This is a genomic window from Parenemella sanctibonifatiensis (assembly GCF_002250565.1).
GTDB classification, from domain to species: Bacteria; Actinomycetota; Actinomycetes; order Propionibacteriales; family Propionibacteriaceae; genus Parenemella; species Parenemella sanctibonifatiensis.
The window spans coordinates 99,552-113,998 of record NZ_NMVJ01000009.1 but is presented as its reverse complement, the minus strand read 5'-3'; the positions used below and the strand labels follow the sequence as shown (position 1 = coordinate 113,998).

Annotated in this window: 12 protein-coding genes, 1 pseudogene and 1 CRISPR repeat array (1 of these 14 only partly in view); of the genes and pseudogenes, 8 read left to right on the top strand and 5 right to left on the bottom strand. The window is 68.7% G+C overall.

Features of this window, described 5'->3' with window-relative positions:
- Nucleotides 1-31: 31 nt before the first annotated feature.
- Nucleotides 32-619: a TetR/AcrR family transcriptional regulator gene (locus CGZ91_RS11120; RefSeq protein WP_094455173.1), complete on the top strand. Its 588-nt coding sequence runs from the start codon at nucleotides 32-34 to the stop codon at nucleotides 617-619.
- Here the strand turns inward: CGZ91_RS11120 and CGZ91_RS11115 are convergent.
- On the bottom strand, nucleotides 610-1,548 hold the full coding sequence (locus CGZ91_RS11115; protein ID WP_094455171.1) for an SDR family oxidoreductase: 939 nt from the start codon (nucleotides 1,546-1,548) through the stop codon (nucleotides 610-612). The genes CGZ91_RS11120 and CGZ91_RS11115 overlap by 10 nt on opposite strands.
- A gap of 136 nt (nucleotides 1,549-1,684) precedes the next feature.
- Here CGZ91_RS11115 and CGZ91_RS11110 point away from each other — a divergent pair, with 136 nt between their 5' ends.
- Nucleotides 1,685-2,488 (top strand): acyl-CoA thioester hydrolase/BAAT C-terminal domain-containing protein, encoded by an 804-nt coding sequence (locus CGZ91_RS11110; RefSeq protein WP_229116588.1) that lies wholly within the window; start codon nucleotides 1,685-1,687, stop codon nucleotides 2,486-2,488.
- Nucleotides 2,489-2,498: 10 nt separating this feature from the next.
- On the opposite strand, the gene CGZ91_RS11105 is transcribed toward CGZ91_RS11110, so the two are convergent.
- From CGZ91_RS11105 to CGZ91_RS11095, 3 genes are all read right to left on the bottom strand, one after another.
- Nucleotides 2,499-3,140, bottom strand: a complete 642-nt coding sequence (locus CGZ91_RS11105; protein WP_094455169.1) for an immunity protein Imm33 domain-containing protein — start codon at nucleotides 3,138-3,140, stop codon at nucleotides 2,499-2,501.
- Between the two features lie 108 nt (nucleotides 3,141-3,248).
- Nucleotides 3,249-3,656, bottom strand: a complete 408-nt coding sequence (locus CGZ91_RS11100; RefSeq protein ID WP_094455168.1) for a YccF domain-containing protein — start codon at nucleotides 3,654-3,656, stop codon at nucleotides 3,249-3,251.
- A gap of 93 nt (nucleotides 3,657-3,749) precedes the next feature.
- Nucleotides 3,750-4,967: a Gfo/Idh/MocA family protein gene (locus CGZ91_RS11095; protein ID WP_229116587.1), complete on the bottom strand. Its 1,218-nt coding sequence runs from the start codon at nucleotides 4,965-4,967 to the stop codon at nucleotides 3,750-3,752.
- A gap of 143 nt (nucleotides 4,968-5,110) precedes the next feature.
- On the opposite strand from CGZ91_RS11095, the gene CGZ91_RS11090 reads away from it, so the two are divergent.
- The 3 genes from CGZ91_RS11090 (at nucleotide 5,111) to CGZ91_RS11080 (ending at nucleotide 8,283) form a co-directional block, all read left to right on the top strand.
- Nucleotides 5,111-5,968 (top strand): CPBP family intramembrane glutamic endopeptidase, encoded by an 858-nt coding sequence (locus CGZ91_RS11090; RefSeq protein ID WP_144276878.1) that lies wholly within the window; start codon nucleotides 5,111-5,113, stop codon nucleotides 5,966-5,968.
- A 41-nt stretch (nucleotides 5,969-6,009) separates the two neighbouring features.
- The gene (locus tag CGZ91_RS11085; protein WP_094455163.1) at nucleotides 6,010-7,341 is read left to right on the top strand and encodes a TIGR01777 family oxidoreductase; all 1,332 of its coding nucleotides are present in this window, start codon (nucleotides 6,010-6,012) and stop codon (nucleotides 7,339-7,341) included.
- Nucleotides 7,342-7,410: 69 nt separating this feature from the next.
- Nucleotides 7,411-8,283: an SDR family NAD(P)-dependent oxidoreductase gene (locus tag CGZ91_RS11080; RefSeq protein WP_094455161.1), complete on the top strand. Its 873-nt coding sequence runs from the start codon at nucleotides 7,411-7,413 to the stop codon at nucleotides 8,281-8,283.
- A gap of 1 nt (nucleotide 8,284) precedes the next feature.
- On the opposite strand, the gene CGZ91_RS11075 is transcribed toward CGZ91_RS11080, so the two are convergent.
- Nucleotides 8,285-8,485 (bottom strand): hypothetical protein, encoded by a 201-nt coding sequence (locus CGZ91_RS11075; RefSeq protein ID WP_179229332.1) that lies wholly within the window; start codon nucleotides 8,483-8,485, stop codon nucleotides 8,285-8,287.
- 266 nt (nucleotides 8,486-8,751) lie between these two features.
- On the opposite strand from CGZ91_RS11075, the gene CGZ91_RS11070 reads away from it, so the two are divergent.
- The 3 genes and pseudogenes from CGZ91_RS11070 to CGZ91_RS11060 all read left to right on the top strand — a co-directional run bounded on the left by CGZ91_RS11070 (nucleotide 8,752) and on the right by CGZ91_RS11060 (nucleotide 11,075).
- Entirely contained in the window at nucleotides 8,752-9,549 is a 798-nt protein-coding gene (locus CGZ91_RS11070) for a helix-turn-helix domain-containing protein (RefSeq protein WP_094455159.1), read from the top strand.
- A 10-nt stretch (nucleotides 9,550-9,559) separates the two neighbouring features.
- Nucleotides 9,560-9,946 carry a VOC family protein gene (locus tag CGZ91_RS11065; RefSeq protein ID WP_094455157.1) on the top strand — a complete coding sequence of 129 codons (387 nt, stop codon included), beginning with the start codon at nucleotides 9,560-9,562 and terminating at the stop codon, nucleotides 9,944-9,946.
- A gap of 143 nt (nucleotides 9,947-10,089) precedes the next feature.
- Nucleotides 10,090-11,075 (top strand): annotated as a pseudogene (locus CGZ91_RS11060) (IS481 family transposase).
- A 17-nt stretch (nucleotides 11,076-11,092) separates the two neighbouring features.
- Nucleotides 11,093-14,447: direct repeats of the CRISPR family, unit length 28 nt; unit sequence GGAAGATCCCCGCGTGTGCGGGGACGAC; it runs 774 nt beyond the window's last position.

Genomic DNA, 14,447 nt, shown 5'->3' with positions numbered 1-14,447 from the left:
GTACGCCGGCATCCGCTCCTAAGCTGAAGCCATGCCCAGACCCCGCGGAATCGACGACGATGTCCTGCTCGACCATGTCGCCGCGACGATCACCGACTCAGGGGTGGCTGGCCTGACCCTGCAGTCGGTCGCGGACCGGGCCGGGGTCAGCGCCGCGACCTTGATCAATCGCTTCGGTTCCAAGCGCGGGATGCTGGTGGCCCTGGATCGTCGGTGGGCCGAGTCGGTGGACGCGGAAGTCGACCACGCACTCACCGCAGAGAGCGATCCCGTACGCCGGGTCCGCGCGACAGCCCTGGTGTGGATCGGCGACCTCGAGGCCCCAGCGGTGCTGGCGAACGTCCTGTCGGGGCTCGCCGCGGATCTGCTCGACACCGAGCTGCGGGAGCTCCTCGCAGCTGGCTGGGGCGCCCTACGTCGTCGGCTGACGGAGCTGGTCGCGGACTGCCACCGGGCCGGCCGGCTGGTCGGCAGCCCACCCGCCGAGCAGGCGGCCCGCATGCTCTTCGCTCTCGCCGAGGGCACCCGGCTGGCATGGTCGGTCCAGCCGGAGGGATCGTTGCGGGCCCGCGCCGAGGCCGATCTCGACGCACTGCTAGCCGGCTGGGATCAGCGGTAGTCGGCCATCAGCCCCGGGTCACTGACCACATCGGGCTTCTCGGCCAGGAACCGCCAGCAGTCGGGCTGGCTGCCGTCAACATCGGTGACGCCGTACTCCCGGGCCACGACGGCCGAGTCGAGGATCCGACCGCCGTGCCGTTCGTACGCCGGGTCCGCAGCAACCCCGGCCAGCCCCCGCGCCACGTAGGACGGCGACTCCGAGATCCAGAAGTCAGGCACCTCAGCGATGGCGTCTCGCCAGTTGTCCTCGGTGACTCCGAACTGTTGGAGCATCGCCTCCGAACGCAGCCAGCCCGGAGTGAGCCCCACAACGGTGACCGGCAGACCCCCCAGCTCGGCGTGGAGGCCCAGCACCAGACGCCCGACATTGGCCTTGACGAGGTCGTAGTAGAGACCGACGCCGTGGCGATAGTTGGCGTTGTACTCGGCTGTCCCGTCGGTGACCTCGACCAGCAGCGCACGGTCGTTCTCCAGCATCAATGGCAGTGCGAAATGCGCAGTGATGAGGTGAGTGTTGACGCCCATCCCGAGCATCCGCAGCCCGCCGGCAAGGTCGTGCTCCCACAGCTTCGCGCCGAAGTCGGCGTACCGGTCACCGCCGAAGATGTCGTTGACGCAGACGTCAAGACGCCCGTGTTCCCTCCGGATCCGGGCGATCAGTTCCTCGACCTGGTCGGGCTGCTCGTGGTCGACGACGTACGCCGCCCCGGCGCCGCCGGCCTCCTGCATCCGGTCTGCCGTGTCCTCGATCGTCTCGGGGCGATTGATCTCGGACTGACCGGAGGTGCGACTGGAGCGCCCGGTCGCGTACACGTACGCCCCGGCACGAGCGAGCTCGACGGCGAAGGCACGGCCGGCGCCACGGGTGGCGCCGGCCACCAGGGCGACCTGACCGGCCAGCGGGGCGGGCGAGGATTCGGAGAACATTACTGAATGATCGTTCATTAACTCGTGCGGCGCAACCCCTGCAATGTCCGGCTCAGCCGCCCGCCAGGACCATTACGTCCACGCCGCGCTCCCAGCGCGGACACTTCAGGGCGCGCTCGCCCCGTAAGGTCGGGGCATGACCGCACCCCAGATCATCCGCCCCAAGCGATCCTGCGGGACCGGTGTGCTGGTGCTGGCTGGTTCCAGCGGCCGGGTCGACACGCCACGCGCTCAACTGTTGGCTGACCACGGCGCCACGGCTCTGGCGCTGAAGTGGTTCGGCGGGCCGGGCCTGCAACCGGGCCCCTGGGAAGTCCCGATCGAGACGTTCATTCGTGCCCTGGACCTGCTGGCACGCGAGGTGGACCGGCTGGCGATCGTCGGGCTCTCCTTCGGCGCTGAGGCCGCGATGCTGACTGCGACCCTCGATGCCAGGGTCGGCACCGTGGTGGCGTTGGCCCCGACCAGCGTGGTCTGGCAAGGAACCGACATGGAGTCCGGCCGCGCCACCTCGCACTGGACCCACCAGGACACACCGCTGCCGTGGCTCGAGTTCGATGCTCGCCCCAGCGACGGCGGGGACCAGGGCTGCGTGGAGCTCTATCGGCGGTCGTGGCGCGGTGCACCGGCCGACCGGCTCGCGGCGGCGACGATCCCGGTGGAACGGATCCCCGAGCTGGTGCTGGTCAGCGGCGGCGACGACCGGGTGTGGCCGGCCGCCGACTTCGCCGAGGCGATCGTGGCGCGGCGGGAGAGGCACGGAATCAGGACCACGCACATCCACCATCCGCGGGCCGGCCATCGGACAGTGCTGCCCGGCGAGGATGCGCCCAGCGCCGGTCAGGAAATGGCGCGCGGCGGGTCGGTCGAGGCCGACACCGAGCTGGGGCGGCTGGCGTGGCCTGCGATCTCGAAGGCGTTGCGCCTACGCCAGCCCTGACGGACCCGGCTCAGTCCTCCTGATCAGCCTTCACATAGAGCCATTCGCTGTCGTCGCCGCGCAGCAGCACCACGCGATCCACCTCGCCGTCGAGCAGGATCGTGAGGGTCTCGTCGGGCATCGCCAGCACCTGCGCCAACATCGGCCTGCGCTGGACGACCTGCCAGGCCGGCACCTTGAGAATGTCGTCGTGGGGGTAGGGCTCGTCGCGCTCACTGGTGTCGCTGATGAACCAGCCGGAGAAGATCTCATGACGAGACGGCTGGCGCGAGGCTTCGAAGTCCTCCATCTCCTCCCAGCCGCGCTGGATGAGGATCTCCTTGTGGAAGTGCATCTCCTGGGGGCGTACGCCGGAGGCCGACGGCAGCCACATCTGGCTGACTTGGATCCGGATCGCGCCGGTGAGGTCCTGGGTGCGGTCGTTCTCGGCATCGCCGGCGTAGTCCGGTGTCGTCAACCGCAAGGCCTCACCCTCGGACTCGAGGAATATCGGACCCCAGCCGAACTGCAGGATGTAGCCGTCGCGCAGGTTGGCGGCCTGCCCCTCGAACACGCCGAGGAGGCTCTGCGCCATGTCGGTGAATTCCGTCGACACCGTCGCGAGCAGCGTGTGTTCACCGGCCTTGCGGGTGATCGTGGTGGTCTCGGTCACGGGCCATCTCCTAGCCAGTTCGTCAGGTGGCTTTCATCCTAGGAGAAACAGAAGCGCGTACGCACCGGGCATACGCGCTTCATCAGGTCCTGCCAGCCAGCCGGACCGTCACACCGAATGCAGCGGCCGTACGCCCACCAGGTCGCTCCGGTCGACGATCACCTTCCCGAACGGGAAGCAGGCGACCGGGATCATCTTCAGGCTCACGACAGCGTTCATGATGCCGAGGATCGTGATGGCCTGGGTGACCGCGGTGATGACGTGCAGGATCGCCAGCCACCAGCCGGCAACAATGAACCAGATGACGTTGGCGACCGTCGACAGCCCGCCCGCCGTGGGCGAGGGAACGACGGCGCGGCCGAACGGCCAGAATACGTACGCGGCCATCCGGAAGCTGGCCACGCCGACCGGGATCGTGACGATGAAGATGCAGGCGATGATGCCGGCGATGATGTAGCCGAGGCCGAGCCAGATGCCCGCAAAGAGCAGCCAGATGATGTTCAGAATCGTGCGCACGAGGTTCCTTCCTGTGGGCATCGGTGTGCCCAACATCCCCCATGGTCGCCGCAGAATCGTGCGTACACCACGGGGTTCACCCTGATTCCGACGTCACGGCAGGCCCGGGTACGCCTCCTGCCAGCGGCCCCGGGTGAAGTCCGGGATGTCCTGCGGGGCGCCACCGGCAGCGACCGATGCGACGCTGAGCGGCAGCGGCGCCGACCATGCAGCGCCGTCGTAGACGTCCATGTCGGGCGTCGATCCGGCCCGCATGTTCTGCACGATGCGCAGCAACATCAGGTAGTCCATGCCGCCGTGGCCGCCTGCCGCCAGGGCTGCTTCACCCTCGGCCTGCCACAGCGGATGCTCGTACTTCTCCCGGTAGGGCTCCAGGTCCTGCCAGTCGACGTGCCCCATCTCGGCGTCGAGGTCAACCTCGTCCGCATCCTCGATGAAGATGCGGGCCGGGTAGTCCTGGAAGAGACCGTCGGTGCCGACGATGCCGTTGAGTCGGTCGTAGGGGCGCGGGCCGATCACCTGGTGCTGCAGCAGGATGGTGCGGCCCTGCTCGGTCTGCAGCAGTGAGGTGTTGATGTCGCCGGCGACGTAGGTCTCCTTCTGCCGCGGATCGTCGGCGGGCAGGTGCCGTTCGCGCCACTTCTCCAGGCCGTAGTGGCCGGTGCTCATCGACACGATCCGGGTGAGTCGGTCGCCGCGGTTGATGCCCATGTAGCCGGCGACCGGACCCAGGCCGTGAGTCGGGTAGTGGTTGCCGTCGATCTTGGTGTGCATCTCGCGGCGCCACGGAAGCCGCTGGAAGAGCAGCTGGCGCAGGTCGTGGATGTAGGCGGCCTCGCCGTGCAGCAGCTCACCGAACAGGCCGGCGCGGGCCATCTGGAGCACCATCATCTCGTTGCGGCCATAGCAACAGTTCTCCATGATCAGACAGTGACGGCGGGTCTGTTCGCTGGTGTCGACGAGTTCCCAGAGCTGGTCGATGGTGACGCCGATGGGGACCTCGACGGCCACGTGCTTGCCAGCCCGCATGGCCTGCAACGCCAGGTCTGCGTGGGTCTCCCACGGGGTTGCGACGAGGATCAGGTCGACGTCAGCGGCGAAGACTTCCTCGGCGCTGTTGACCACGGTCGGGCGGTCCTTGCCGTCTGGCCAACGCTGGTCCAGCAGTTCGCGGCTGCCCGGTTCGGCGACGATCGCGAGCGTGGCGCCCTCGACGTGGGCGAGGTTGGCAGCCAGTCCGCTGCCGCGCGCTCCGGCGCCGAGCAGGCCGACGCGTACGTGATCATGTGCCGCGAACGGCACTCCTGCCATGGACTCGGTTGTCCTGGACTCGTTCGTCGTTGACATGGTCCGCATGCTTCCACAGTCGGCCCTCGGGTGTGGGCGGAGTCCGCGGCCGGCGGCGTACGCCGCCGGGTCGCTGGACGGCATGCGGAAATGGTTAGACTCCGCATGTGTCCGTGCAAGCCCGCCACCCGTCCGGCAGGGTCGCTGCGACCCTGATCGCGGTCGCGGTCGTGGCGCTCGCGGTGGTGTTGATGCTCACCGGACATGGCAACGTACGCATGTCCGCCGACGGAGCCGACACCGCGCCACTGTGGTTCTTCTGGGTCGGTCCCGCACTGGGGTTTGCGGCCTCCCTGTTCATCGCGGGACCCACGACGCAGTCGACGACTTCGCTGCCGCAGGACTATTCGACCAGGAAGGTCTGGCACGAGACTGCGGTGTTGGGGGTGGCTGCGATCGCCTTCGCGGTGTTGCTGCCGCTGCCGGGTCGGCCCCCGGACGACTGGTGGTATCTGGTCCTCAAGCTGGTGCTGCTGCTGGTGATTCCGGTCCTGGTGCTGCGCACCGATCGGCGGTTCTTCCCGCGCCCCACTGCGCCTCGGCGAGGTGGCGTACGCAGTCTGGTGGGCGGGGCCGTCGCGGTCGTGGTGACCGTGGCTTGGCTGTGGCTCGCGCCAGCGTCGGTCGGCGCCGAGCGCAGCGCCCCCTCGTGGTCACTGGATCTGCTGATCATGGTTGGGATCGGTTTCCTCCTCAACAGTGTGCTGGAGGAAGTCTTCTATCGCTTCTGGCTGCAGACCCGCGTCGAACGCAGCCTCGGCGCCGCGCTGGCGATCGTCGGTGGCGCGGTGCTGTGGTCGGCGTGGCATGTCGCGATCCAGGGGCAGGGGGACCTGTGGCTGGATCTGTTGCAGGTGGTCGCGCGGCACTTCCCGATGGGAATCTTGCTGGGATGGCTGTGGTGGCGGCACCGTACGCCGGTGTGGCCGCTGCTGCTGCATACCTGCCTCAACCTGCCTGCCTGAGCCGCCGCCGGAGCGTCGGACCCGTGACGTAGCGTTGCATCATGGGAATCGCATATCGCAGGCTCGTCCCCGCACCGCTGCCGACGGTCTTCGAGTGGCACACCCGGCCCGGTGCGATGACCCGGTTGACGCCGCCGTGGCTGCCGATGACCGTACGCCGCGAGAGCACCTCGCTGCGGGATGGCCGGGCCGAGCTCGCGTTGCCGGGTGGGCTGCGCTGGGTGGCGCAGCACCGGCCCGATGGTTACGACCCGCCGCACCGGTTCGTCGACGAGCTGACCTCGCTGCCGTTGCGGGCGGTGGTGTCGTGGCGGCACCGTCACGTCTTCGAGGCGCTGGGGCATGAGCGGACCTACGTCTCCGACGAGATCGACACGCGGATCCCGGCGACGACGCTACGGCCGATCGTGGCCTATCGGCACCGGCAACTCGCCGGTGACCTGGCCAGCCTCGCCGCGGCGCCGACCGCACCGCTGACGATCGCGATCACGGGCAGCAACGGCACCATCGGCCGCCAACTGGCCGCCTTCCTCAGCGCCGGCGGACACCACGTCATCCGGCTGGTGCGGCGTACGCCCACGGGACCTGACGAGCGGCGCTGGGCGCCTTTGGATCCTGACCCGGACCTGCTGGTCGGCATCGACGCGGTGCTCCATCTGGCCGGCACCTCGATCGCCGGCCGGTTCAGCGACCGGCACAAGCGGGAGGTCGGGTCCAGTCGGGTGGAACCGACGCGCCGGCTGGCGGCGGTGGCAGCGCGTACGCCGGATGGCCCCCGCACCTTCGTGTCCGCCTCCGCGATCGGCATCTATGGCGCCGACCGCGGCGATGAGGTGCTGACCGAGGACAGCGACCGCGGCGACGGATTCCTGGCCGACGTGGTGGCCGAATGGGAGGACGCGACCCGGCCGGCGGCCGAGGCTGGACTGCGAACCGTCCAGGTCCGGACCGGCATCGTCCAGACCCCCCAGGGCGGGGTGTTGCAGATCTTCCATCCGTTGTTCGCGGCTGGTCTGGGCGGCCGACTCGGCGACGGGAAGCAATGGCTGTCCTGGATCGGCATCGACGACCTGGTCGACGTCTACCACCGCGCGCTGGTGTCGGAGCAGCTGGCTGGGCCGGTCAATGCCGTCGCACCGCATCCGGTCCGCAACGAGGAGTACGCCGCGACGTTGGCGCAGCTGTTGCATCGTCCAGCCGCGCTGCCGACGCCGGCGCTCGGTCCTCGGGTGTTGCTGGGTCGGGAGGGAGCAGACGAGTTGGCGTTGGCCAGCCAGCGGGTGCAGCCGGCCGGGCTGACCGAGCTGGGACACGAGTTTCGGCACGCCGAGCTGGCGGCGGCGCTGGGGCACCTGCTCGGCCGGGTGGAGTGAGTCACGAGGTCTGGACCTACGGTTCAGGGCGACGGCGGCGCAGGCCGGCTGCTTGGTAGCGTCACGCCCATGCCTGAGGAACTCAGCAGTTTCGCCCTGCCCGACCAGGCGGGGCGTACGTGGCTCGTCACCGGCGCGACCAGCGGCATCGGCCGGGTCACCGCCGTCGCCGCGGCCAAGGCCGGCGCCCGTGTGCTGGCGCCGGTCCGCAACGAAGCCAAAGGGGAAGACCTGGCCCGCGCCATCCACGGCATGGGCGGTGAGGTGATTCTGGGCCATGCGGACCTGTCGGACCAGGCCACGGTGCAGGCGTACGCCGAGAGCATCGATGAGCCGATCGACGTACTGATGAACAACGGCGGCACCGTGACGCAGCGGCTGCAGCGCAATGATGCCGGCCACGAACTGATGTTGGCGACGAACTTCCTGGGCCCGTTCGCGTTGACGAATCTGCTGGCGCCCCAGCTGCGGGGTCGGGTTGTGGTCGTGGGCTCCGGCGTCCATCGAGCAGGTCGGGTCGATGCCCTGGACCCCGATTTTCGGCATCGACGCTGGAGCATCATGGCGGCGTACGGGCAGTCCAAGCTGGCCGACATGTTGTGGGCGCGGGCGCTGCAGACTCGCCTGGACGGGATCGACGTCCAGATCGCCGATCCGGGCTGGAGCGCCACCGGTCTGCCGCGGGCAGCCGAAAACAAGGTCGTACGCACGGTGGCCGACGCGGCGTCGCGGACCTTCGGTCAGTCGGCTGAGGACGGCGCGAAACCGCTGATCGCCGCCGCTGCCGCAGACCTGCCGCCACTGAGCATGCTGGGCCCCGACGGCCCGGGCGGCCTGACCGGCAACCCGGCGATTCACCTGCCCAGCCCGCTGGCCCGCGACGACGACGCCGCCGAAGCCGTGTGGCAGCTGGGCGTACGCCTGACGGGGACGGACCTGTAGGTCAGGCCTCGGGGTGCTCCTCGCGGTCACTTGTCTCGAGGTCACCGGGCTCGAGGACCAGCCTGGCCCGGGCGAAGGAACGCAGGATCCGCTGGTGGGTCTGGCGCGGCAGCTGCCGCTCCCCCGGTTCGCCGAACGGCGTACCGGAGCGAGCGGCAGCCGATCCGAGGAGGTCGTCCAGGCCCGATCGGGCCAGCACCACCAGGCCGTGGTGCGGGGACGACGTCGACTATCGGGCGCGGCAGCCGTCGGCGATCAGAAGACCCCCGCGTGTGCGGGGACGACTGGATGATGGCCTGCATCTCGGAGAACTCGGTGGGAAGATCCCCGCGTGTGCGGGGACGACCCATGCTGTACTGCCCGGAGACGTTGATCGAGCCGCCACGGCCCTGGCGTTCGTGTAGCGACACCACAGTGGTCGTCAGACAAGTGACTGTTTCTGGGCCGGGGCTTCCCTAGGGTGGGTGCATGCCCGTTTGGCAGCCAGCTATCCCGCAAGGGTTGCGCCCCCATCTCCTTTCCTGGGTGGGGTACGACTTCACCAGTACCGACACCGTCCACCACGGGGTTCCCTCGATGGGCGTCACGGTGGTGCTGTCGCTCGCAGAGCCCATCGACTGTGGCTGGCTTCATGGCGACGCGCGGCATCTCTGTGACGTACTAGTCTCCGGCCTGCACACCACTCCGGCTCTGATCCAGTCGAGGGGACGCCAGCAGGGCCTCGAATTGTCGCTCCACCCGCTCTCGACCCGTCGGCTTCTCGGGCTGCCGGCCGGGGAACTGGCCGGCTCGATGGTTGATGTGAATGATCTCTCGTGGCCCAGGCACCTGCTCGACCAGCTGCGGCAGTCAACGTGGCCACGACGGTTCCACCTCTTGGCGGCATTCCTCACCAAGAGGCTCGAGCAGCATCCTCATGCACCGCGCGCAGACCTGGTCGAGGCACTCGCGCGGATCCATCGGACCCGAGGCACGATCCCCATCTCCGGCCTGGCTCAGGACGTTGGCCTGTCCAGACGGCGGCTCTCAAGCCTGTTCAACCTCGAGACCGGTCTCTCGCCCAAGCAGGTGGCGCGCATCGCTCGCTTCACCCACGCCAAAGACTTGGTCCAGCGTGGCGCCCAGCCCTCGGACGTCGCGGCGATGGCCGGCTACAGCGACCAACCGCACCTGTCCCGGGAATGGAAGTCGATGACTGGATGGACGCTGCGCCAGTCGAAGGACGATTTCCCATTGCTTCAAGACACCGACATGCTTCCGGCGTGAGGCTAGAGCCATGACGACACCACAGCTGTTCCACTGCCTGCGCTATACAGACGCCGATCGAGGCATCGACTTCCTCCAAGCCATCGGCTTCACCACCGCCATGATCGTGCGGGATCCTGATGACGCGACCTTGGTGGCCCATGCGCAACTTGCCTGGCGCGACAACGGGGGCATCATGCTCGGCTCTGTTCGGGACGATGACCCGCATTACGGGCCGGGGATCTGCAACCTGGTGGTCGCCAGTGATGAGGACGTGGACAGCCTCTTCGCCGCAGCCCTGACACACGGCGCGACCACCGTCACGGAGCCCAACGACGCCCCCCACGGAGGGCGCAACGCATGTGTCGCTGACTTCGATGGCCACTGGTGGAACCTCGACTCCTACCCGGGAGCCTGAGCCGGGGAACACCCCTCGACACCGTCATGTGCCACGGCTCACGAGTTCGTGCACATCTCAATGAGCCCTGACCCACACAATCTCGCCGCCCGCGGCGGCAACTGGCCTTCCTGGGCGGCGCATGCCCACAGGAAGGCCTCGTCATGTCCCACGCGAACGCCGCTCTCGCCCCTCGCCACCGCTTGATCGTCGGCCGCTTGGTCGTCGATGACGGCTGGCCGATCAGCGAGGTCGCCGCCAGGTTCCAGGTCTCCTGGCCCACGGTGAAGCGCTGGGCCGACCGCTACCGCACCGGCGAGCCAATGCAGGACAGGTCATCCAGGCCGCATCACTCACCGAACAAGACCAACCAGCAGACTGCCAGGCGCTGCGTCCGTCTTCGCCTGCGACTACGGGAGGGGCCGGTGCAGTTGGCCAGCCGACTTGGGATAGCCCCGTCCACGGTCCACCGCATCCTTACAGACGTGCACTTGAACCGGCTGTCGCACGTCGACCGCGCCACGGGAGAACCGGTGCGCCGTTACGAGCACGATCACCCAGGGTCGATGCTGCACGTCGACGTGAAGAAGCTCGGCAACATCCCGACGGCGGAGGATGGCGCTACGTCGGGCGGCGACAGGGCGACAAGAACCGGGCCGCTACACCCGACAAGCCGAAGAACAAGCACTACGACCCGTTGATGGGCAAGGCTTACGTCCATACCGTCATCGACGACCACTCCCGCGTCGCCTATGCCGAGATCCACGACGACGAAACCGCCCGCACTGCCACCGCCGTGCTGGTCCGAGCCGTCGAGTGGTTCAACGCCCGCGGCGTCACCGTCGAGCGGGTCCTGTCCGACAACGGCGGCGCGTACCGCTCACACCTGTGGCGCGACACCTGCGCCGAACTCGGTATCCGGCACAAGCGCACCCGGCCCTACAGGCCGCAGACCAACGGGAAAATCGAGCGCTTCCACCGCACCCTGGCCGACGGATGGGCTTACGCCCGCTGCTACACCTCCGAAGCCGAACGACGGGGCGAGCTGGACGACTGGCTGCACTACTACAACCATCACCGGCCGCACACGGCCTGCGGGAACCTCCCGCCCTTCTCGCGATTGATCAACGTCTCCGGGCAGTACACCTAGTTGTCATTGACGACCCAGGAAGATCCCCGCGTGTGCGGGGACGACCCGGTCGACCTGGACGGAGATCCAGCGGTGGACGGAAGATCCCCGCGTGTGCGGGGACGACGAGGTGCAGCGCGGCACTGACCTCCACCCGGTGGGAAGATCCCCGCGTGTGCGGGGACGACGGCAGCAGTGCCGGCACCAACGCCTGGAACAGGGGAAGATCCCCGCGTGTGCGGGGACGACGAAGCCGCTGACGCGGAGACGGTCGTGCTGCACGGAAGATCCCCGCGTGTGCGGGGACGACGACACGGTCGCGATCATTCGGGACTGGAAGCGGGGAGGATCCCCGCGTGTGCGGGGACGACTTGGTCGTAGGGATGGTCCCTACGTTGAATGCCGGAAGATCCCCGCGTGTGCGGGGACGACCAGGCCATCGGCTCCGGCGGGTATCGTCGCGAGGGAAGATCCCCGCGTGTGCGGGGACGACCTATCGGCTGTTGCACTGGTGAGTCCTCTCACGGGAAGATCCCCGCGTGTGCGGGGACGACGTCACGGCCACGTTCCAACACGGCCGCGATTTCGGAAGATCCCCGCGTGTGCGGGGACGACTGATGGTCGGCGCAGAGGTAGCGCCACTTGCCGGGAAGATCCCCGCGTGTGCGGGGACGAGGTGCTGCGCGGTGACCGATTCTCGGTGAACCGCAGCCTGACAGAGAGGGAACGACGGAAGATCCCCGCGTGTGCGGGGACGACAGGCAACCGTGAGACGATCAGAACGTCAGTTCCGGAAGATCCCCGCGTGTGCGGGGACGACTCCGCAGCAACAGCGGGGTCCCGGACGGTGCGCGGAAGATCCCCGCGTGTGCGGGGACGACTCGACGAGGTCAGCGCCGAGCGAGTCGATGCCGGGAAGATCCCCGCGTGTGCGGGGACGACGTGATGGCGAGTCCTCGGATCGCGGGGGCCGGGGGAAGATCCCCGCGTGTGCGGGGACGACGTGATGGCGAGTCCTCGGATCGCGGGGGCCGGGGGAAGATCCCCGCGTGTGCGGGGACGACGCTATCAGCGGCGGTGCCGTGCAGGACGACACCGGAAGATCCCCGCGTGTGCGGGGACGACTTCGGTGGCGAGGACGGTCCAGCCTTCAGGGCCGGAAGATCCCCGCGTGTGCGGGGACGACGCGGGTGTGGGGACGGGCTTGAACCCGCCAGTGGGAAGATCCCCGCGTGTGCGGGGACGACCCGGCCTGCCCCCGATCCAGACCGTGGGCGATCGGAAGATCCCCGCGTGTGCGGGGACGACTGACCCGGCGGAGCTGCCGTCGGGCAGGAAGACGGAAGATCCCCGCGTGTGCGGGGACGACCGTACGTCCGCCAGCAACCCGCCCCGGGGTCCGGGAAGATCCCCGCGTGTGCGGGGACGACGCACGGGACAGGTCTGACACGTCCTCCCAGGCGGGAAGATCCCCGCGTGTGCGGGGACGACCACCGTGTGCGCGCCTCACGGCAGCGGCTGCAAGGAAGATCCCCGCGTGTGCGGGGACGACTTGAAGCGGCCCATCATCACCTCATAAGGCGACGGAAGATCCCCGCGTGTGCGGGGACGACTCTGGTCCAGATGCTTGAGTCCCTGATCCGGGAGGAAGATCCCCGCGTGTGCGGGGACCACGACAGGCCGATCTGACGGGCCGCCCAGTTGCCGGGAAGATCCCCGCGTGTGCGGGGACGACTCGAGGGCAGGACTCGAACGAGGAATGGCGTGGGGAAGATCCCCGCGTGTGCGGGGACGACCCCGTCGTCGGGGCAGTCGATGACGGTCGAGTGGGAAGATCCCCGCGTGTGCGGGGACGACTCGCGGCGTGGCTGCCGTTTGATCAGCTCGTGAGGAAGATCCCCGCGTGTGCGGGGACGACTTGATGATCCGGGCGGGCTCCAGCGCGGTCTGAGGAAGATCCCCGCGTGTGCGGGGACGACGCAGACGCTGAACGGCGAGGACTGGGCGACGCAGGAAGATCCCCGCGTGTGCGGGGACGACCCGCCGCCCGATACTGCGAGCTGTCCGCCGACAGGAAGATCCCCGCGTGTGCGGGGACGACTGCGCATGTCGCTGGAGACCTCTGGTGCAGGCGGGAAGATCCCCGCGTGTGCGGGGACGACCTTTTGTGCGAAACCGTCCTGTACAGCCAACAGGGAAGATCCCCGCGTGTGCGGGGACGACCACACCGCTGAATCCGGTGTCGGGAGCTGGTGCGGAAGATCCCCGCGTGTGCGGGGACGACTTCACCTTCGTGTCGTCGGAGTAGGGCTGGTACGGAAGATCCCCGCGTGTGCGGGGACGACAGCAGCCGCTGGTAGGCGTCCGGTGACAGCCGCGGAAGATCCCCGCGTGTGCGGGGACGACTTGACGAGGTCAGCGCCGAGCGAGTCGATGCCGGGAAGATCCCCGCGTGTGCGGGGACGACGCCCTGGCTAGCTCGCTCCCACATCCACCACAGGGAAGATCCCCGCGTGTGCGGGGACGACTGTCGAGCTGGACGAGCAGCGTGAAGGGTCGGAGGAAGATCCCCGCGTGTGCGGGGACGACGACGCCGTCGAGGTGGACCGAGATCGACGCTAGGGAAGATCCCCGCGTGTGCGGGGACGACAACCGGCGGGGGTGATCCAGAGTGCCAGTCAAGGGAAGATCCCCGCGTGTGCGGGGACGACTCAGGCCAGTCGGACGCGATGCGGCGTTCGAGCGGAAGATCCCCGCGTGTGCGGGGACGACCGCAGCAACTCAGAGGCGAGCGCTTCGCGGGTGGGAAGATCCCCGCGTGTGCGGGGACGACTCGATCGACTTGTTAGTGAACGCTACGCCCCCGGGAAGATCCCCGCGTGTGCGGGGACGACGGGTTGCGGGGGATTTTTTCGTCTTCGGGGTCAGGGAAGATCCCCGCGTGTGCGGGGACGACGCCTCGCCGCCGTCTGCGCCGATGAAGATCCCCGCGTGTGCGGGGACGACGTCCTTGCTGGCCGTCCCCATGCCTCGGTGCGCGGAAGATCCCCGCGTGTGCGGGGACGACGGGTTGCGGGGGATTTTTTCGTCTTCGGGGTCAGGGAAGATCCCCGCGTGTGCGGGGACGACGCCTCGCCGCCGTCTGCGCCGATGAAGATCCCCGCGTGTGCGGGGACGACGTCCTTGCTGGCCGTCCCCATGCCTCGGTGCGCGGAAGATCCCCGCGTGTGCGGGGACGACAGTCACGACAACTCCCCCGCAACCCGTCATGGGGGAAGATCCCCGCGTGTGCGGGGACGACACGGCAGGCACCTCGGCGGTGGACGTGCCCGAGGGAAGATCCCCGCGTGTGCGGGGACGACGTCAGACAGCTGGTCGGCGGCAGGGCCGAGC

Excerpts from the sequence above, each read along its gene's own strand:
- CGZ91_RS11120 (WP_094455173.1), top strand. The coding sequence starts at position 32 with ATGCCCAGACCCCGCGGAATCGACGACGATGTCCTGCTCGACCATGTC.
- CGZ91_RS11115 (WP_094455171.1), bottom strand. The coding sequence starts at position 1,548 with ATGTTCTCCGAATCCTCGCCCGCCCCGCTGGCCGGTCAGGTCGCCCTG.
- CGZ91_RS11110 (WP_229116588.1), top strand. The coding sequence starts at position 1,685 with ATGACCGCACCCCAGATCATCCGCCCCAAGCGATCCTGCGGGACCGGT.
- CGZ91_RS11095 (WP_229116587.1), bottom strand. The coding sequence starts at position 4,967 with ATGGCAGGAGTGCCGTTCGCGGCACATGATCACGTACGCGTCGGCCTG.
- CGZ91_RS11085 (WP_094455163.1), top strand. The coding sequence starts at position 6,010 with ATGGGAATCGCATATCGCAGGCTCGTCCCCGCACCGCTGCCGACGGTC.
- CGZ91_RS11080 (WP_094455161.1), top strand. The coding sequence starts at position 7,411 with ATGCCTGAGGAACTCAGCAGTTTCGCCCTGCCCGACCAGGCGGGGCGT.
- CGZ91_RS11070 (WP_094455159.1), top strand. The coding sequence starts at position 8,752 with ATGCCCGTTTGGCAGCCAGCTATCCCGCAAGGGTTGCGCCCCCATCTC.
- CGZ91_RS11065 (WP_094455157.1), top strand. The coding sequence starts at position 9,560 with ATGACGACACCACAGCTGTTCCACTGCCTGCGCTATACAGACGCCGAT.